Raw genomic sequence first — 18,641 nt, 5'->3', positions numbered from 1 at the left:
TCAGGCAGTTCTACTCCGTGATTGAGGTGATCGGTCTACCATTTTTCATTATGCGGTTTCCGGGGTTTTGCGTTTTTTTCTTTTTCCGCCTCATTCCCTTTCCCTTTTTGGGTGTCCCCGCTTCGCAATGTTGTTCCCTGGGTTTCGTCAAGATCGTATCTTGGGGAAAAGATGTTCAGTTTGTCATAGACGTTCTGCCAGAACCCGGGTTCATCATCCTGCTGACGGCAATAGACCCGCGTGGAGCTGTTCACCCTCGTTCTAGGACATTCGTGTGAAATATATTCGATGATTACGCAGTCATGTTTTTTGGGTATCAGCAGATCGTTATTGTATACAGGCATATCCTGATAGAGTGAGCTTATTATCATTCCGTCCCGGTGCAGTTCGTAAGCTTCTGCCGGAGAAGTGTCCCAACTGTCCACATGCACGTAACCTACGACAGGTTTTGCATATGCTTCGCCGGTAAGGACGATACAGAAAGCGGATAAGATTAATGCAATCAGCAGTCTCGTTTTCATGTTCTCTCCCGAGTCGCCACTCGTTCAATCAGATATTCACTGACGTTGTTAACGTAGTCAAAAAAACTGATTCCCGCCAGCAGGAGCAGGAAATTGAAAAAAAGTCCGTAATTCATGAAAAGATAGATACTTAAGGGATGAAAAATGAAAAATGCCAGCACCAGCAGCAGGAGATCGAAAATGGCCGGAAGATGGGCAACGCCTAAGGATACGAGGAGTACGGTCAGTATCTTGATCACATAGCTTATGACTGCGTCCGAATGAACCTGATCCCCGTTCAGAAACATGTTAACGGCGTTGGCGATAATATATACTCCGGGCATGCGGCCGATAGGGGTAAGGTGCATGTCGCCAATTTCCTCGTAGTCCGAGCCTATGATTACGATCTTCCCCGCCAGAGATGCGGGGTCGGCATACCTGATGCCGGTGGCGGAACTTGTGTGGCTGAGCAGTCCGGCACTTACTGCACCTGTCTTGCGCAGATAGATATCCTTCGGGGCCAGGCTGAACTTGAGTCTGGCCTCAATGTCATCACTGCCGTTTTCCTGCCTGAAAAGAGTAATGTCCGTACCCTTGAAAAGTTTAACCCTTTGGCGCTCTGTTTTGCCGGCTTCAATGTCGCGGATACTGTTTACGATCCGATCGCGGTGGATATCTCCTTCCTTTGTCCCGTTGGCATAAACGGCTGCAAGCATTGCAACGGAAAGCAGTATTTCATCTCCGGAACCCTTGTCTTCCGCCCGGTAGTAACGCAGATGCCTGATGCGCTTGTCCTCCGGATTGCGGATGATTCCGGCATCGCCTATTTTTACTACATCCGGGAAATCTTCGGTAAGATTCCAGAATTTTTTTGAGAATTCAGTTAATGCCAGTCCCCGTTCTCCGGCCAGCCGGGGGATGATTATGACCGCGTTTTTTTGGCGTGCCAGTTCAAGTGTCTTTCTGAAAGCGGACATGAACTGGAGGTTTTCCTTTTCAAGCGGCACCGGACGGTCCATTCTGCAATCGATGAGTATTTCCCGTGCTCCGCAGCCAAGTGCGAAATCAACCGTTTCCAGAAGTCGCAGTTTCGGTGTCCAGTACCCCATGCCGGGGCTGCTTTCGTAAAATGTCCTGTCCAGCAGCAGGAGCTTGATGTCCTTATGTGCAGCCCTGCCTTTGATGGCGTTTTCCTTGAAGGACTCGGCGATCAGGAAGTCGTGGTTTTCATTGATCATGTTTTGCCCCAGCTTGCAGAGGGGCATCAGTTCAAGAATCAACAGGAGGAGAAAGCCGAATCCGACATTCAGCAGGAAGAGCCTTTTGGTTTCGGGTGGCCAAAGGCTGTAGCAAAAAATTTCGCGCAGCCCGGAGAGTCGGCTTTTCTTTTTTTGAGCCGATGAGGTCTGGAGCAGGGCGGGGATCTGCCGTATAAGGGCGGGGTGTACGAGTTTCATCGGTTAGCGGTCCGTTGGCAGGATGAACGTATTTGTTCCAGTATAACGGTACCAGCCGCCGCTTGCAACCCGGAACTTTCCGGGCTCTGGACTCAGCCGCCCAATCTGACCTTGTAGAAGTCCGTCACAGCCAGTCTTATTCCTTCCATATTCTCGGCGAATCGTCCGCATTGGGTGATTGAGTTGAATATGATTTCCATTTCGCAGTATTCCTGATCTTCGACAAAAGAAATATTTACCACTTTTCCTGCTCCTTCCATTTTTCCGAGGATTGCGAACAATTGGGCAGGGCATGAAAATCCGGACGCATCAACTTTAAACCGCAGGTCTTTTCCCCAGTCTGCGGCGGTATCCCATTCTACATTGTATATTACATCGCCTTCACTCATTTTTCGAGCCAGTTCCATGCAGCCGGCCCTGTGCAGCGATACTCCTCTGCCGCTCAGGGCCGCCACCAGCCCGCGCTCTCCTGGGAAGGGGTTACAGCAGTTTGAAAATTTGTGAATTCCCGGGATCACTTCGTTCATGGTCAATGTGTACGGCAGTTCTTTCTCTCCCACGGCAGCGGTCCTTTCGCCTTCATAGAGATCAAGAATGTAGTAGATTACGAGTTGGGACTTCAGTTTTCCCCGTCCTATGAGAGAGTAGAGCATGTGCAGGGATTCAACGTTGAGAATAGCCAGAATTTCTTCCTGAAAACGTTTTTCCAGAAAATCCTGTGGAATACCGTTGCGCTGCTTAGCCTGTTCCATGATGGATCTGCCTAGCTCGGCTGCATAATCGGCCAGTTTCTTTTTCATCAGACGGGCGACATGGGATTTGGCCCGGTGGCTGTGGCAGAATGATTCCAGATGCGGAGATGGATCGAGAGGCGTTTCCGACTGGATGATTTCGACAGTTGCGCCCTCGGTGATTTCATGTATCGGTGAAACCCTGCGTCCGTCCACGATGGCATGGCTGCATCGTTCGCCCAGTCTTGTATGAACCTTGAAGGCGAAGTCCAGAACAGTAGAGCCCTTGGGCAGATAGAATTCATCCCCGGCCGGAGAATACGCGAAAATTTCTTCCTCTTCGGAAATGTGCAGCAGAGCGCTTTTGCTTGCCGAATTGCCGGCGTACAGCGCTGCGCTTTCCAGCAGAGTGCTGACTTCCTCCCAGTGATTTTCGTTGAAGGGGTGTTCCTCCTGCCACTGGTTGAACATGCCGAAATTGGCCCAGTCGTCCATTTCGGAACTTCTGATTTTTACCAGGTAATTTACTTTGTCTCCGCGGATACGCACGTGCAGGCTGCGGTAACCGTTTGTTTTCGGGTTGGTGATGAAGTCGCGCATGGTCCGTGGGACGACCTTGAATCCCGTATTTATGATTCCCAGAACCCGGTAGCAGTCGAGCATGGAATTTGTGTCCAGCACTATGGTGAAGTCCGCAACGTCGCGGGAATTGCTCAGGTCCAGCCTTTCGGTGATCGGGTCATAATAATTTGAAAGTCCTTTGGGCCGGAAGCGAACGTCTCCGCCGGGAATTTCTGCCTGTACCCTCTGTTTTATTTCATCCAGCAGCCCCAGGGCCTCTTTCGAGTTGCCTACATCCCTTATGAACTTGAGTATCTTTTTGCTTTTCCTGCTGTAAAAATGAATTAGCGAAAGCTCATACATCTGGCGTTTCAGGGGAAACATATTCAGGGCCGTGGTCAGGGGAGCGTACACGTCGATTGTTTCTCTGGCTATGCGCTGGCGTTTTGCCGGGGGAAGGTGGTGCAGTGTGCGCAGGTTGTGCAGTCTGTCGGCCAGCTTGATGGTCAGCACACCTATGTTGTGTCCGGATTTTAGAAAAATTTTGTCATGGGTCAGGTTTTTCAACTGCTTCTTTTCTATCTTCGAACTGCTCAGTTTTGTGCACCCGTCCACCAGTTCTGCAACTGTTTCGCCGAATTCGCGCCGGATGATACCCAGAGTGATTCCGTCCACATCTTCAACAACGTCATGAAGCAGGGATGCTGTAAGAATATCAGGAACATGTACATTGAATTCATCGGCAAGTATCCGCAGTACCGCAACAGGGTGCTCAATGTACGGTTCACCTGAGCGCCTTTTTTGTTCGCGGTGCAGTTCGTATCCGAAAGAGAGGGCCTTCAGCACTTGCTTGCGTCCGGGGTCGTTTTCCGCCGGTAGACAGTCTTCTATTCTTTTTTCGTATTCACTAAGTTCCGGCATCTCTTTTTTACAATGTGCCATAAAAGTATCCCCTGATTTTAGAAAATAGCTGGTCGTTCCATATCCTTTATATTTCGCCGGCGAAGTCAAGGAGAAATAAGGACCGGTATAATGAATCTTGTCTTTTTAATGGCTTAGGGTGCGTCTGAATGAAACTTCCTTGATTATATTGCCGCAGGGCATTGAATATGATTAGTATACGATCCATAAATACAAATATATGCGTTGATCAATAACAGACCGGAGGTTCAGATGGCCTTTATTTTCAGACGAAAGCCTCGTGAAAGGGCACGGACTCCGCTCCTGTTTGTTACAGACATGCGCCGTGAGTTCCTGATTACTGATATTTCCCGCAACTCCGCTCCCCACGGCATGTATTATCTGCTGATGAGCGTTGCGGTTTTTATTGCCGCTTTCGGACTCATGGCCGACAGTCCTGCGGTCGTTATCGGCGCAATGCTTGTCTCCCCGCTGATGACACCTATTTTCGGACTTTCTCTTGGACTTGTCCGCGGGGAACTTCCGCTGATCAGGTCCTCCATGTTTTCGCTGGTGGCAGGTATTCTGCTTGGTATCGGCGGCGGATATGTCATAGGAATACTGCCTGTCTTTTTTGATGTCACCCATGAAATAGTCGCCAGGACCACTCCAAACCTGCTGGACATGGGGGTTGCGGCTTTTGCGGGAATTGCCGGAGCGGTGGCGCTTATAGACGAAAAAGTCAGCCCGGTAATGCCTGGAATAGCTATTGCCACATCGCTTGTACCGCCTTTGAGCGCCAGCGGTTTATGTCTGGCGCTTGGTCAGTATTCCGATGGATGGGGAGCATTTCTGCTGTTTTTCGCCAACTTTCTGGTCATATTGACCGTGGCGAGCGCCCTTTTCTGTATAACCGGATTCATCCCCGTTTCCGAGGACCAGCCTCTTCCCCGTCTGATAAAGCATTTTTCCATAACCACTCTGGGGCTTATTCTCGTTGCCGGGTTTCTCACTCAGGCTCTGGTGGAGGTTTCCGTTTCCCGCAGAATAGACAAAAGCCTGCGAACTGCTGCCAACGTTGCCATCGCGTCCATGCCTAATACGGTGATAAAAACAGTCACTCACGAGACCAATGACGGTGTGGTGGAAGGCTTTATCGCCTTGCGCGGGCCGCGGTCCATGAAGGCTTCGGATGTTGAAAAAATGGAGAAGATGTCTTCCGGTGAGCTTAAAATGCCGGTTAGAATCATTGTGCGCACGGGCATAACACAAAGCATATCTTCCATGGCTGATTCAAACATAAAAGCGGCAATTGACGCCCATGCAAAAAGGACAAAGATTAAAAAGGACAGGAGCGCTGTAGTACTTGCGCAGGCGGAGATCATACTGCGAACACTCATTTCTGAATATCCATGGTATACTCTGGTCGGGGTGAATTATATGGAACTGAAAAGCGGTCCCGGTCTTATTGTTGAAATAAGCGGCCCGGAAAGGCCGCATCCTGATACCGTGCGGAAGCTTGAGGATCTGATCCGAAGGAAGACAGAGGTTAAGGACCTCGGCCTCATAGTAAGGTACTACAAGTGTAGCGATATCACCCGTAACGGCCGAAATCTGTTCGGCACAGGATACACCGGGGTTTATTCTAAAAATGCGAATCTTATTGAAGCTGACGTGACTGAGTTACTAGGAAATATCCGCAACGTCTTTCCAATTTATGTTGAGGCCCAGTTGGAAAAATCCGGTTGGAAAGTCCTTGCGGACGTGACCGGAGAAAAACTTGTAACCTCAAAGGAAGTGGAACGAATAGAGGATAAGCTTTCCGAGAAATTCAAATCTCCGGTAAGGTTGTTTGTTTATTCCAAGACGGAAGCTCTGGTTGAGCGTGGCGGATTTATGCCCGTGGAACAGTTTTCCGATCAGGACGGCATCAAGAGGCTCACAGTCGGGCAGTAGGAGGGGCGGTATCCGTTTTATTTAACCTCCGGTTATAAAGTTCTCGCCATTTTGCTTGTAGTTTGTCAAAACAGATTCCTGATTCCGGTCCTTTTTTCCGGGCCGGATACATTTTACTCGATGTGCGTGCAGTACATCAGGTTTTGCAGGAGAGGAAATGGCTGATTATCTTGTTGCCGGACTTGGCGAGATTCTCTGGGATGTGTTTGGGAGTTCCGAGGAGCTCGGCGGTGCCCCGGTTAATTTCGCTTACCATGCCGGAGCGCTCGGAGCCGATTCCATAGCGGTTTCCACGGTAGGTTCTGATGAACGTGGAAGACGGGCGCTGCTGGAATTGCGGAATCGGGGGCTCAATACCGAGGCTGTAAGCGTTGATGAAGAGCATCCGACCGGATACGTGAAAGCCGATGTCGACGGACAGGGGGTAGCCAGCTACCTGTTTCCCGATGATATCGCCTGGGACTATCTGACCCTTAACGCCATGGCACTCAGCCTTGCGCCGCTGGTGGACGCCGTATGTTTCGGAACTCTGGCACAGCGTTGCGAGAAATCGCGCAATGCTATTCAGGCTTTTCTGGATGCGAGCCCTCAGGCCCTCAAGGTTTACGACATGAATCTGCGCCAGGATTTTTACAACCCGGAAATTATAAGGTCCTCCCTGAGTCGCGCGGATATCCTGAAACTCAATGACGAAGAACTGGAAATAGTCTCCTCCATGTTTGCCCTTGAGGGCGGGGAGGAGGAAATGCTCAAGGCTCTGCATGACCAGTTCAATCTTCGGCTTTCGGTTCTTACAAGAGGCAGCAGGGGAAGCCTGCTCATAACTGACGCTGAAGTTGTGGACAGCCTCGGAACAAAGGTCGAAAAGATTGAAGACACAGTCGGGGCCGGTGATGCCTTTACCGCATCGGTTGTTATCGGGACTCTTTTGGGGCTGGGGTTGAATGAAATATGTGAGCATGCCGGAAGGCTTGCCGCTTATGTCTGTACATGCCGGGGAGCAATGCCGGAAGTTCCGGACGAGTTCAGACTGATCCGTCAGGATCGCATTTATGGAGCAAAGATATGAAGAGAAGTGAGATAAACGCGCTTATCATCGAGGCGAAGGAATTTTACGCACGCCATGGATTCAATCTACCCAAGTGGGCTTTCTGGGGGCCGGATGACTGGAAGGGCAAAGGGGACAGTGAGGTAGTTCGCAATCTGCTCGGATGGGACCTTACCGATTACGGTAAAGGTGATTTTGCCAGTCTCGGGCTTATCCTCTTTACCCTGCGCAACGGCAACCTGAAGACAGGTGATCCTAAGCCATATGCGGAAAAAATAATGATTCTCAGGGAAGGCCAGCTCTGCCCCATGCATTTTCACTGGTCAAAGCGCGAGGATATAATAAACAGAGCAGGTGGAAATCTGGTCATCAAACTTTACGGTTCCGATGACAGTGAGCAGTTTTCAGGCAAGCCTCTTGATGTCAGTGTAGACGGATTTATCCGTTCCGTTGAGCCCGGAGGAGAGGTTGAACTTGAACCGGGCGAGAGCGTCTGTCTGGAACCCGGTATGTATCACTGTTTTTATGCCCGTGAAGGAACCGGTGATGTGATGGTAGGGGAGGTAAGCGCTGTTAACGACGATAACACTGACAACCGTTTTTACGATCCCATGCCCCGCTTCCCGGAAGTGGAGGAAGATGAACCTCCGGTCCACCTTCTCGTGACCGATTATGCTGAATACGTATAACGCTGATTTTTTGTAGTGTGACGCCGTATAATAAAATGTTTAACGGCCCGAGAAACAGGTTCGCGGGCCGTTTTGTTTTATAGTGAAATCGCCGGACTATTCGGCCCGGTGAACCACAAGCTGGTTGAAGGGTATGTTCCAGCCGTATTTTGTGCATGCTTCCACGCTGTAGCGTTGCAGTGCTCTTTCCAGCCTGCCGTAGAGTTCCGCCACCTCGCCGCTGAAATCCGCGATAATTACCATGTTGAGAGAAGAGGCTGCTGCGGATTCGAATTCTACATTCAGGTTGAGCAGATGCTTTCCGTAGCCTTCTTCTACCAGCCTGCCGGATATGAATTCTTTGGCCTGTGCCGGTATTGCAGCTGTCGAATTTTCCTGAAGGGCATAGTCCACGCCGAAAACTGATTTCAGTCTGAAATTGCGGGAAAGGTTTTTCGGGGTCAACCCCAGAAAGTCTGTGGTCTGATAGGTGACGTAGGCCCCTCCGCGCTGAATGAGTTCCACGGTATCCGGTGACTGGCTGATAACCTTTCCGCGAACACCGTCTGCAAGGATGACCCAGTCCCCGGCATTGCACGGAAACCACGGCTCATTATTGCCGAGCGGGCGGGAGTTTACTTCGGCGAGTTCCGCAATGGGCAGTCTTATTCTGCTTGGGCTGAGGGCCGGGTTCTTTATTTTGCAGAACAGTTGCAGGCTTTCCACCATCCAGGGAACTCCGTTGTAGGTGATTCTTTCACCTTCACGGGCGGAGCCCAGATTCAGAATCAGTTTGACCTGCTCGTAATAGCGGGTGAAACCTTCACGGGCTGTCCAGAGTGCTCCGATGATAAAAATTATGGCGATGCTGAGCAGGAACCAGTCCCCGGAAATATAGAGGGTGAACAGGGATGCCGACGTTGCCGCGATGACCGTTAAAAACAGCAGGAGCACTTCTATCAGCCTGATATAGAAGGGACGCTCTCTGGTCATGAAAGACGGATGCAGTTTTTTAATCCCCCGGTCAATCAGCCGGAACAGCAGAAATACACCTGCGAACGCCAGCATCGCGATAAGGATGTTCTTGCCGCGGCTTTTGAAAAAAACGGCCATGATTTTTTTGGTTGATTCAAAAAAAGACTGGTCGTCTTTCATCAGCTCATTTAGCTCGAACCTTGCAACATCACGCTGGTTGCTTATATCAGCCCTTCTCTTGACGAAATTTTCCCGCAGTTTCTGCAGTTCAGCCTTGAGGATAGGAGAATCAGAAGTCTCTATCAGGGTGTCTATGTTGGTGACAGCTTCATCAGCTCTGGGAAGCTTGCTTTCAAAATATGCAACGCGGCTTTTCAGTCTTTCTATCAATCTCGGCCGCTTGGTCATTTCCTTCAGTTCCTGAAGCAGCGGCCTTACGAGGGTCTCAATTTCCTCCTGCCATACGAAATCATGCTGCTCCTCTTCGTTGAATACAGAAATATCAAGCCCTGTGGCTACCTTGACGAAGTTGTGCTCAACGTGTGTCAGTTGCGCCTGCATCTCCTTTATTTCTTCCTCAAGGGTTTCCTTGTCCACGAGATGAGAGGAGCTTTTCAGTTTGTTTCTTGCAATTCTGATTTGAGTATCAAGTTCAGATTTGTAACGCAGAAGGTTTACAAGCGTTTCAGCCTGTGCCGGCGCTGTAGATTGGATTTCGGCCTTATTTTTATCCGCTTCAGTCGATTTTTCTGCTGCTGCGCAGCAATTTCCTGCCTGCAGCATGGCCGAAAGGACCAGTAGGCATATAAGAACAAACGTTTTTGATCTGGGTACGATCATTAATTTCTCCGGGATATTCTGAGTATAGATTTAATTTTACGTGAATTGCTTTGCGGATAAGTACGGCGGTCCGACAATTGCATTTCCAACAATAGCTTATCAGGGGAGGCTTCACAAGGTTACGGAGTGGAAATGCTTTCCCCTGAATTGCGTCCGGGGCAGGGTATGGGGAACTTGCAGAAAAATCAAGGAAGCCCTCCGGGATTAATCCGGAGGGCTTCTAAGGGTGGAGGGGAGAGTCTTTTTCCTGTGGCGGAACAGGTTGTTATGCTCTCATGGTTTCCTCGGTTAAAGTCGGAAACGGATTACCCTGGTGTTCCAGTTCTCCGTTCTGCATGAATTCCTGGCGGACTTTTGAGAGGTCTATGACTTTGGGGGGAACCAGAGTAAAACCCTGGGCCTCACACCAGTCGTTTCTGTCGGCGAATTTTCCCTCATATCTCGCGTCATCAAGAATGAAATAATTGTCTTCGCCCATTATGCGGTCCCACTGATGGACCATGAAGTCGAACTTCTGCGGATCGAATTCCTTGATGTTATCCCATTCCCAGGTGAATCTGCAGATTTCATTATCAAAACCGAGGACTGCAAGATATTTGGCGTTGCTTTCCAGAAAAAGGCGGCGCCTGATTTTGACCGGTGATTTAGTGATGCTGCTGAAATCGAATTTTACCGGTTTATCATCCAGTGTAACCTGCAGCGCGCAGTCAGAATCTATTTTCATGCCCCAGGTGGTCGTCTTTCCCTTACGCCACCAGTTCATCATCTTCATGGAGTATACCTTTGAGCCGCACTCTTCGATTTTCTTGGCGGTTTTTTCCGAGACGGGGTGCAGTGCCAGATCGCATGAGCGGCCATGTGCGGCAATCTTTAGTTTCATTATCCTTCCTCCTGATAATAGAAATTAAATTAAAAGTTATGCTCAGCTTGTCTGCATAGCATGTGCCATTCAGGAGTGAATGTAATTTCAGGGAATTAAAATATGTTTTTACAGTGGTTTATGCGTAGAGTTTTGTGTTCGAATATTTCGCAATATCAAGCAAAAAATAGAATATATTGATTGCTTGATCAAGTACGAAGGCGTGAATGAGCCGCAGAATATTCTGATTGCAGTAGGAGGGCTGGGTCGGATATCATGCAGTATAAGCATGTTCTTGCAGGAGATTTATGAGCCGGATTATTTATAAAAACTTTGAACAGAGTCATGCGTATCTCATGATACAACTTCGTAGCGTGTGGAGGGGCCGCGGCCCTTCTTGCAGAGTTTTCCAGCTTTTACGAGAGCCTGCAGGTCATATATGGCTGTTCTGGAAGGAAGCTTTCCACCGACAATTTTCTGGTATTCGGTTCTGGTGACGGTTTCTCTGCTGCGGATGATTGCCCAGGCTTTCTTTTGGCGGTCATTAAGTTCTTCTGCTGGTGCAGCCGGTTCACCTGTTTCACCGATGTCTTCAATTTTTTCAGCTTCACTCTTCTGTCCGTTCGGTTCAACTTCAGATTCCGGTTGTTCAGCTATGTCCAGTTGCTGCAATGGTGCAGCACTGTCGGCTTCAAGCCGTATTTCATCTGCCTGAATAACCTTTCCATTGGCCATGACCACTGCTCTGGTTATGCTGTTTACAAGTTCCCTGACGTTTCCGGGCCAGTTGTATGAGTTTAGTTTGGCCACAGCGCCTCTGCTGAGTTCCATGCCGGACTTGCCGGTAAGGTTCTCGGCCTGCTTCATGTAGTAGAGGCTCAGCAGGGGAATGCTGTCCGGGTGATCCCGCAGGGCCGGAGTTTCAATCATGACTACTTTCAAGCGATAATACAGGTCCTCGCGGAACTGTTTTTCCTTGATCAGGGTCGGAAGGTCCGCGTTTGTGGCCACTATGATTCTTATATTGAATGGAGTCTCGCTGTCGCTTCCAAGCGGTTTGATCCTGCGTGAAGCAATGGCCCGCAGCAGTGACTGCTGAACCTTGAGAGAGGCGGATTGAATCTCATCCAGAAACAGTGTGCCTCCGTCCGCTTCTATGAAAGCTCCTTTGCGGTCCGTTCTGGCATCCGAAAAAGCCCCTTTCACATGGCCGAAGAGTGCATCCAGCAGCAGGTTTTCGTCCAGTGCCCCGCAGTTTATGGAAATGAAGGGTTTTTCACGGCGCTCGCTGCTGTTGTGTACTGCTTCAGCCACGAGCTGTTTGCCTGTCCCTGTTTCGCCGTAAATCAGTACGTCTACGTCTACACCTGCCGCTTTGAGGATCTCCGTTTTGAGCTCTTCTATCTGCTTTCCGAAACCGATAATCTCCGGAATAATCGCATCTTCAAGCTGTTCCAGCGCTCTGGTTTCCCTGCTCAGGTCGGCCCGTTCCTGGCTGTTGATAGCCACCAGGGCTTTGTCCTTGGCTTGAATCTGCACAACCTGGCTGTTCACATGCCTGATTATTCTGTTCAGAGCTTTTTGCAGGACCTGAAGATCGTAATCACGATACGGCAGATCGATTTCCTTCAACTGGTCAAGAGAGGTCTGCCTGCCTACAACAGCGGCGAATTCTCTGATCGGTCTGGTGAGAGCACGGCCGAAAAAAAGTACTACGAGAACGGTGGCCGCAAGTGCGATGCCGGAGACTACCAGCATTATGTTCAGAAAATCGTATCCGGCAATTTTGGGAAGGACGCTTCTGTCAGTATAAATTATACCGCCGTACAGCGTGCCGGGGGTGTCCGCCCGGCTTTTAAACATTACCGGAGCATAGGCCAGAGTCGGAATGGATGAGGATTTGCTGTCAGCATTATGGTACAGAAATTCCAGCCCCTTCTCGCCTTTTTTGATTTTATCGATTTTTTCCCAGTAATCGGCGTGAATTTCACTCGGGCGGAAGGCTATGTCGTGGTCTGCCTTGCCAAGTGTGCCCTGAAATCCCTGTCTGGCCAGAAATGTGGTCAGTTCCGGAGATTCTTCACTTTTGGGGGTGGACTGGAACAATATCCAGCCGTTGGGGTCAACGAAATAACTGAACCGCAGTTCGTTACTCCGTGGAAAAGACCAGAGCGGGGAATCCTTGGAATCGTAAATGGAAAGGTAATTTCTGAGTTTCTCCGCCTTGATGGACAGCATCATGATCCCGGAAGGAGCTCCTTTGCTGTCCACTGTCCTTATGTAAAACCGGATCACCTTGATCTTTTTCAATAGGTTCGGAGCATTATCGTCAAGTTGCGGGTATGTGATTTCCCTTATGTATGAAGGCTGTACCTCTCCGGTCTTCAGGGTGGACATCTTATCAAGCTCAAGCAGCGGTGCCGGCTGAATTTTGCGGATGGATTCATCGTCCAGACAGACAACCCGGCCCTTTTTGACAAGAAAAATAAGCGGTGACCCTGATGCGGCCGGAAGATAAGCCAGTTCTAGATATGGCGTTCCGCCAGCATCAAGCCGGTCCTGAAAAAGTTGTTCCAGATTTTTTTTATCCGGCGTTTCTCTGGCGAAAAATCGCAGGTCCGTTGCGCAATTTTTCATAAAGAGTTCGATGTCATGGACCATGGCCAGATTCTGCATGGATACGGTCCTGCCAAGCGCAATCCGGATATAGTTTTTGGAGACCTTGTACGAAGCTGTTCCGACTACCAGAATAATTATGAGAATTGTCGGCAGGAGAGAGATAAGAAGTCTGCCACGCAGTCCCGTGCTGTTCCACAGGTTGAAAACAGGAAAGGATCTTCGTGAATTTGAATTGGAAGTTGCAGAATGTTCGGACATGGATACCTCTCTCTTCCTTGTTCAGCTTTACTGTTATTATCGTTAGAGTTCGGCTGGAAGGTTTGTCAAGAGAAATCGGTATGGCATTTGCTTTGTTTTGCCTGGAGTCGTGGCGCAAGGAATGTTTTTCGTTAATATGTCAGGTAATAGCTTGAAATTAAAATATTTTATTTGGCAATAAACAGGCAAGGGAAAGTTGTGGAAAGAAAACGCAGATACCATGGAATAAGAAGGGTTCTTTTATTGTCCATGATTGTGGTTCCGGCAATTCCGCTGATAGTGGCCGCTACAATCGGCTATTATTCATATGTGCAATCTACTGAGCGGCTGGCCTTTTCGGCCATCAAACAGGCCGCAGTGGACCACGGAGACATGATCACATCTTTTCTGAGAGAACGCAGGTCGGATTTGAGTGAGGCTATGGACCTGGTTGGTACCAGCATTGCCGATGTTTCCAAGGACCGCAGGATTCTGGCGCTTGTCAGGAGTTCCAGAATGGAGACCTATTCGGATGTAGGGCTGATCTCGCCGGAAGGGGTGCAGGTCGCTTATGTCGGCGATTTCCCGCTTGAGGATAAGAACTATTCATCCTCCCCGTGGTACCGGAGTACATTGAAAAACGGTTATAATGTAAGCGATTTTTATCTGGGCAAAAGGGGAGTTCCGCACCTGAACATTTCCGTGTGCAAGCTTGTCGATAACCAGCCGTGGGTGCTGCGTGCAACCCTTCGTCCCGAGGCGCTGCGTGCGCTGATAGAAAATGTGAATATCGGGGATACCGGCGAAGCATACATCATAAATTCCGAAAACCGGTTCCAGACAAACCGCAGGACCGGTGGTGATATTTTCGACCGTGATGAATCCGTCTACCCGGCTCAGGACGGACGGGAAATGACTTTCAGTGCGCTTGAAAACGGCGAACCGTACATATTCGCCTCTGCGTCTCTCAATGCCGGAAAGTGGCGGCTGATTGTCCGGCAGAAAAGAGCGGATGCCTTTCGCGGCGGCAGCAATGCCGTATACCTGATAATCGCCATTCTGCTTTGCGGAGGATCTGTTCTTGTAGCCCTTGCTTTTCTGGCCAGCAACAGGGTTTACGATATGCTGACCAGGCAGGCTGATACCGTCTGCGATTTGGAAACGCAGTTCCTACGCGCTGCGCGGCTTGCTGAACTGGGGCAGATGTCCGCCGGTTTTGCTCACGAGATTAACAATCCCCTGCAGATAATGAAAAGCGACCTGGCATTGCTTGATATTCTTCTGGAAGAAGAAACGGCCAAGTTCGGGAAAAGTGACAACAGCGATGAGATTGCTGAAATCAACCGGCAGCTGAAGATACAGATTGATCGTTGTGCAGGAATTACCAGAGAGATTCTGAATTTCGGGCGCCAGAACAAGCCTGAGCTTAAGCAGGTTGATCTGGCTACCTATCTGCCGGAAGTTGCCGGACTGGTGGAAAAAAAGGCGAAACTCAGCGGTATCGATCTTGATTTCAGAATTGATCGCGGCACTCCCTGCGTATTTGCCGATCCGGGCCTTCTGCAGCAGGTTATGGTCAATCTGCTGAATAACGGCATTCATGCCGTTGAGGAACTGCACGGTTCTGAGGGCGGTTCCATAGTCGTTTCATCCGGAGTTGACTCAAACGGTGATGCCGTGATCCGGGTTTCCGATAACGGAATCGGCATCCGCAGCGAAGATCTGGACAGGATTTTTCTGCCTTTCTACACCACCAAAAAGGACAGGCAGGGAACCGGACTGGGACTTTCCGTGTGTCATTCGGTTATCGATTCGCTTGGCGGATCACTCAGAGTCGACAGTGTACGCAGGAAAGGTACACAGTTTACCATTGTTCTGCCTAAGGCGAACGGAAAACTGCCCAAGGCTGATAGACAGGGATAGCTCCATCTCTTTCGGCGGTTGAATCAATTGACCGTTGCCATCAAAAAGGAATCCACCTTCAGCGGTAATTTCGGACCTGAAGGTGGATTTTTATATTTTCGGATACACCGTTTCAAAACAGCGTGTGTGATCAGCTCCTTCAAAAGGTCTACATGGTTTTCCCTGCCGGAATCAGCCGGTCAAGTTCCTTTAGATAGTCTTCGTGTCGGCGCAGGTAGAAGGACAACGGGCGGGAAAAGTTGTTGCCCACGAGTCCGTCCACTATGATGTGTGATACCGATTTCATTTCCCGGAGAATCTGCTGCGAAAACTTGAATATGATTTTCTCATCGGGAGACATGCGGGTAATTGCCTGTTGCAGTGCCTCTTCGGACCTCGGCTGGAACATTCTCAGGTATAGAAGGTCGAGCGCATTGGCCATCAGGATTGAGGCATCGCTGCAGTTTTTTGTCCGGCATCGCTGGATGAACTCTTCCGGATGATTCATAAGATGCAGAAGGTCTGCGTTGGGGTGCCGTATTTCCATTTCAGAGAAAAAGTCCAGAACCTGCCGTACTTTTTCATCATAATCCCAAGATCTTGCCCTAATGTTTTCTCTGCGGTCGGCCAGTCCTTCCAGAAAACCGGCAGCACAGTCCGAGGCCAGTTTTGATATGACCGCCGCCCATTGCTGTATAATGCCGTCTATCCCCGTTACTCCTAAAATACGCAGCAAAAGTCCGACTGTTCCGCTGAAGGCGATTGCTATGGGGATGGAAATCACGCTCCGGAAGAGGTTTCCGGCTGCCGCCGCCTTGGGCAGTTCCCGCCAGAGGTTATGGCTTGATATGTAGATGCCGTTTGTAAGTGCCATTATGGTGTAAAGCAGAGTCGGGTCTGTTGTGGCATTGATTCCGAACATTCTGTCCAGAACAACGGACTTACAGAGCCAGTCGAGCAGGGGGACGGAAAAACCGGTATATAGTAGCGAATCAGAGATGCGGTTCCAGTTAACAAAATCATTCCAGGCCAGGTATGGGGACCTTTTGAGCCCGCCACCGCCAAGTACTGACTGGATAATGTTACGCACGCCGGTAATTGAAAACCAGATCAGGCCGCCGAACGAGGCCAGAACCCACCAGTCTTTGGTAAGATAGAAGGTCAGAAAGGCCGGAATGAATCCGATAATAATCTTGATTATGTTTTTTATGGTGCTGTTGACGTACATGTAGTCAGGCTTTGTTCCACTTGAGCTTCCGGCCTTTTCAAGCTGGAAACCATTACCGGAATGTTGCGATATGCCTCCCAGAGGACTGATGTTTCCGCAGCATCCGGAATCGATTGAGTAGCTTATGATTTTCCACTTTTTTTTGCTGTTTAGAAAAATATCGCGCAAGAGCGGTAATGATTTTATTCTGAAGGGAATATCTCCAATCCTGGAGGGGGCTGAACAGGCCGGTTCTGAGCGTTTTGATTGCGCGGTGTACTCCAGCCGTTGCGCAATATTGGCTGAAATAGGCAAGCATTTTCTGTCCGGCACGTTTACAATTTCCTGCTGTGCTTTCAACGGGAGTGTTTCGGCAACGGCGAAACCCATACCTATTGCCCTAAGCGATCCTCCGGTAGAGCCGCTGCCTATTCTTGTTTTTATCTTTCTGTGCTTATAGGCGTTTTTCAGCTCGTCAATATCCTTTTGAATGTTCAGGAGTTTTTCCACCCTTGATCGGTCTTCTCCACCTGATGCGGATACTCGTTCAACACAATCCCTTATTATTCTTTTCAGGACAATTACGTTGCCGGAATTGAGCGCATCCTGAAACTCGTTAAATGCTTCTCGGCTCAGCAGGCTGTTTTCACTTATGTTTTTCAGGTTAATGAGTTCGAAGTGAGTGATGAGTCCTTGTCCGTCATAGACCAGTTCGACTGCGTCTTCGATCTCTATGTCTTCAAGAATCATGGTTATCGCGCTGGACGGGTATGCCTCGTTTAATATTTCGGCCAACTGTGCCGGAGCGGGATTGAGGAATTCCGGCCTGTCTTTGGAATATGCCGGAACATCGGGGTTTTCGAGTTCCGGGTTTGCTTCCGGGGATAGATATCTGGCCGTAATGGTGTCCGGATCAAGTAGATTTATGGAATCGAATTGTTTTTCGATCCTGCGTTTTTCATCGGAATCCGCACGGTGATACCTGTCCGCCAGTTCCTGCGCATGTCTTTCGAAATAGGGCATGGCTGTTTCATGGATGTATTTCCCGAGGTGGGTGAGAGCGGGAGTGCGTGATTTTATACTGGTAAGCATTTCCTCGTACGATATTTCGGGCAGTTGCACGCCGATCTCTTTTTCAATTGACTTGCGATGGACCTGATTGAATCTGTCCGCCACCTTGCGTATGTACTTTGCTCTGAATTCCTGGGCCTTCCTGCCGTTTGCCATTATTTCAATGACTTTTTCCCTGCTGAAAAAATCGTCAAGATCCTTCTGGTCCAGAATATTTTTGGGGTTCCAGATCAACTTTACGTAGCGTCCGTACATAACCGCCCTGAATTCAATTCCGAATTCAACGTCAATTCCGAGAATGGCGGCAGCGGAGTACAGTTCTGTGGCTATTTCCGGGGTTACGAAATCATAATAGACCACGCGTAGGCTGCGGATACCTTTTATCCATGCGTCCATTATCAGGTGCGATGCGGATTTGCGTCCTTTACTGTTTGCATCGTGAACTCTGTCGTCAAAGGTAAGCTGGTTCCATTCCTCAGGCATTTCCAGCAGGTGGTATTTCTTCAACTGCTCTCTGATGAAGCTGCTTTTCCCGAAAGATGTGGACCGAAAATTATGGGCCAGACGTAATTGCTTCTGTTCATCTCCCCTTGCCCGGATTATTTCCTTTGCAATCTGTATGAGCACCCTTGCCCTGTTGTTCCGCATGCTTGTCTTTGAAGATGCCAGTACTTCATTCCGCAATGCCGTAAGGGCCTTGAGGCGATCGTCAACTCCTTCCGATTTCAATGATTCAAGCAGGTTGAATGCGGCATAGGCGACCCTGATTCCGTAGGGCGCAGCAAGCTCCTTTATTCCGTGAGGTTTAAGGTACGGGCTCAGCAGGTTCCTGAAACGGGTCTGATCTTCCTTGCGGGATATGATGTCGTTGAACAGTTCAACCAGCCTGTAGTCGTTGCGGTCAAAGTATATGGATTCGTAATTCAGCATGATTTCTCCTCTTTTCGCGTTCCCGCATGTATCTGCATTTCCGGTGCCATTTTTTCGGACTCTATTCAAGTATTCAGTTCAGGCTGAGACGGACCGCTCAAGCTGAATCTGGTTTTTTCGCAGAATCGTTTTTGCTAGATTGTTGCTTGATTTTATCCATTAAAAACAGTGTGTTGAATG

The 18,641-nt window shown here is 49.3% G+C and carries 11 protein-coding genes; 4 read left to right on the top strand and 7 right to left on the bottom strand.

Annotated elements, in window-relative coordinates; genetic code table 11:
• Positions 1-35: 35 nt before the first annotated feature.
• The 3 genes from ACKU4E_RS07975 to ACKU4E_RS07965 all read right to left on the bottom strand — a co-directional run bounded on the left by ACKU4E_RS07975 (position 36) and on the right by ACKU4E_RS07965 (position 4,191).
• Positions 36-521, bottom strand: a complete 486-nt coding sequence (locus ACKU4E_RS07975) for a hypothetical protein (RefSeq protein ID WP_320170547.1) — start codon at positions 519-521, stop codon at positions 36-38.
• Positions 518-1,957, bottom strand: a complete 1,440-nt coding sequence (locus ACKU4E_RS07970; protein ID WP_320170546.1) for a CHASE2 domain-containing protein — start codon at positions 1,955-1,957, stop codon at positions 518-520. The genes ACKU4E_RS07975 and ACKU4E_RS07970 overlap by 4 nt, the downstream gene beginning before the upstream one ends.
• Positions 1,958-2,049: 92 nt before the next feature.
• Positions 2,050-4,191, bottom strand: coding sequence for an HD domain-containing protein (locus ACKU4E_RS07965; RefSeq protein WP_320170545.1), 2,142 nt, complete (start codon positions 4,189-4,191; stop codon positions 2,050-2,052).
• A gap of 231 nt (positions 4,192-4,422) precedes the next feature.
• Here ACKU4E_RS07965 and ACKU4E_RS07960 point away from each other — a divergent pair, with 231 nt between their 5' ends.
• The 3 genes from ACKU4E_RS07960 (at position 4,423) to ACKU4E_RS07950 (ending at position 7,842) form a co-directional block, all read left to right on the top strand.
• Positions 4,423-6,105, top strand: a complete 1,683-nt coding sequence (locus ACKU4E_RS07960) for a DUF389 domain-containing protein (protein ID WP_320170544.1) — start codon at positions 4,423-4,425, stop codon at positions 6,103-6,105.
• A gap of 157 nt (positions 6,106-6,262) precedes the next feature.
• Positions 6,263-7,174 carry a carbohydrate kinase gene (locus tag ACKU4E_RS07955; RefSeq protein WP_320170543.1) on the top strand — a complete coding sequence of 304 codons (912 nt, stop codon included), beginning with the start codon at positions 6,263-6,265 and terminating at the stop codon, positions 7,172-7,174.
• Entirely contained in the window at positions 7,171-7,842 is a 672-nt protein-coding gene (locus ACKU4E_RS07950; RefSeq protein ID WP_320170542.1) for a D-lyxose/D-mannose family sugar isomerase, read from the top strand. The genes ACKU4E_RS07955 and ACKU4E_RS07950 overlap by 4 nt, the downstream gene beginning before the upstream one ends.
• 96 nt (positions 7,843-7,938) lie before the next feature.
• Here the strand turns inward: ACKU4E_RS07950 and ACKU4E_RS07945 are convergent, their stop codons facing one another.
• The 3 genes from ACKU4E_RS07945 to ACKU4E_RS07935 form a co-directional block, all read right to left on the bottom strand.
• Positions 7,939-9,636, bottom strand: coding sequence for a hypothetical protein (locus ACKU4E_RS07945; protein WP_320170541.1), 1,698 nt, complete (start codon positions 9,634-9,636; stop codon positions 7,939-7,941).
• Positions 9,637-9,901: 265 nt separating this feature from the next.
• Positions 9,902-10,516 carry a hypothetical protein gene (locus tag ACKU4E_RS07940; RefSeq protein WP_320170540.1) on the bottom strand — a complete coding sequence of 205 codons (615 nt, stop codon included), beginning with the start codon at positions 10,514-10,516 and terminating at the stop codon, positions 9,902-9,904.
• A 333-nt stretch (positions 10,517-10,849) separates the two neighbouring features.
• On the bottom strand, positions 10,850-13,372 hold the full coding sequence (locus ACKU4E_RS07935; RefSeq protein ID WP_320170539.1) for a sigma-54 dependent transcriptional regulator: 2,523 nt from the start codon (positions 13,370-13,372) through the stop codon (positions 10,850-10,852).
• A 198-nt stretch (positions 13,373-13,570) separates the two neighbouring features.
• Between ACKU4E_RS07935 and ACKU4E_RS07930 the strand changes: the two genes are divergently transcribed.
• Positions 13,571-15,274, top strand: coding sequence for a sensor histidine kinase (locus tag ACKU4E_RS07930; protein ID WP_320170538.1), 1,704 nt, complete (start codon positions 13,571-13,573; stop codon positions 15,272-15,274).
• Between the two features lie 148 nt (positions 15,275-15,422).
• Here the strand turns inward: ACKU4E_RS07930 and ACKU4E_RS07925 are convergent, their stop codons facing one another.
• A complete protein-coding gene (locus ACKU4E_RS07925; RefSeq protein WP_320170537.1) occupies positions 15,423-18,461 on the bottom strand; it encodes a hypothetical protein in 3,039 nt (1,012 codons plus the stop codon).
• Between the last annotated feature and the right edge of the window lie 180 nt (positions 18,462-18,641).

Source organism: Maridesulfovibrio sp. (assembly GCF_963677005.1).
Taxonomy (GTDB): Bacteria; Desulfobacterota; Desulfovibrionia; order Desulfovibrionales; family Desulfovibrionaceae; genus Maridesulfovibrio.
The sequence above is the reverse complement of the archived record's forward strand: the minus strand, read 5'-3'. Positions and strand labels throughout refer to the sequence as shown.

Excerpts from the sequence above, each read along its gene's own strand:
- ACKU4E_RS07975 (WP_320170547.1), bottom strand. The coding sequence starts at position 521 with ATGAAAACGAGACTGCTGATTGCATTAATCTTATCCGCTTTCTGTATC.
- ACKU4E_RS07970 (WP_320170546.1), bottom strand. The coding sequence starts at position 1,957 with ATGAAACTCGTACACCCCGCCCTTATACGGCAGATCCCCGCCCTGCTC.
- ACKU4E_RS07965 (WP_320170545.1), bottom strand. The coding sequence starts at position 4,191 with ATGGCACATTGTAAAAAAGAGATGCCGGAACTTAGTGAATACGAAAAA.
- ACKU4E_RS07960 (WP_320170544.1), top strand. The coding sequence starts at position 4,423 with ATGGCCTTTATTTTCAGACGAAAGCCTCGTGAAAGGGCACGGACTCCG.
- ACKU4E_RS07955 (WP_320170543.1), top strand. The coding sequence starts at position 6,263 with ATGGCTGATTATCTTGTTGCCGGACTTGGCGAGATTCTCTGGGATGTG.
- ACKU4E_RS07950 (WP_320170542.1), top strand. The coding sequence starts at position 7,171 with ATGAAGAGAAGTGAGATAAACGCGCTTATCATCGAGGCGAAGGAATTT.
- ACKU4E_RS07945 (WP_320170541.1), bottom strand. The coding sequence starts at position 9,636 with ATGATCGTACCCAGATCAAAAACGTTTGTTCTTATATGCCTACTGGTC.
- ACKU4E_RS07940 (WP_320170540.1), bottom strand. The coding sequence starts at position 10,516 with ATGAAACTAAAGATTGCCGCACATGGCCGCTCATGCGATCTGGCACTG.
- ACKU4E_RS07935 (WP_320170539.1), bottom strand. The coding sequence starts at position 13,372 with ATGTCCGAACATTCTGCAACTTCCAATTCAAATTCACGAAGATCCTTT.
- ACKU4E_RS07925 (WP_320170537.1), bottom strand. The coding sequence starts at position 18,461 with ATGCTGAATTACGAATCCATATACTTTGACCGCAACGACTACAGGCTG.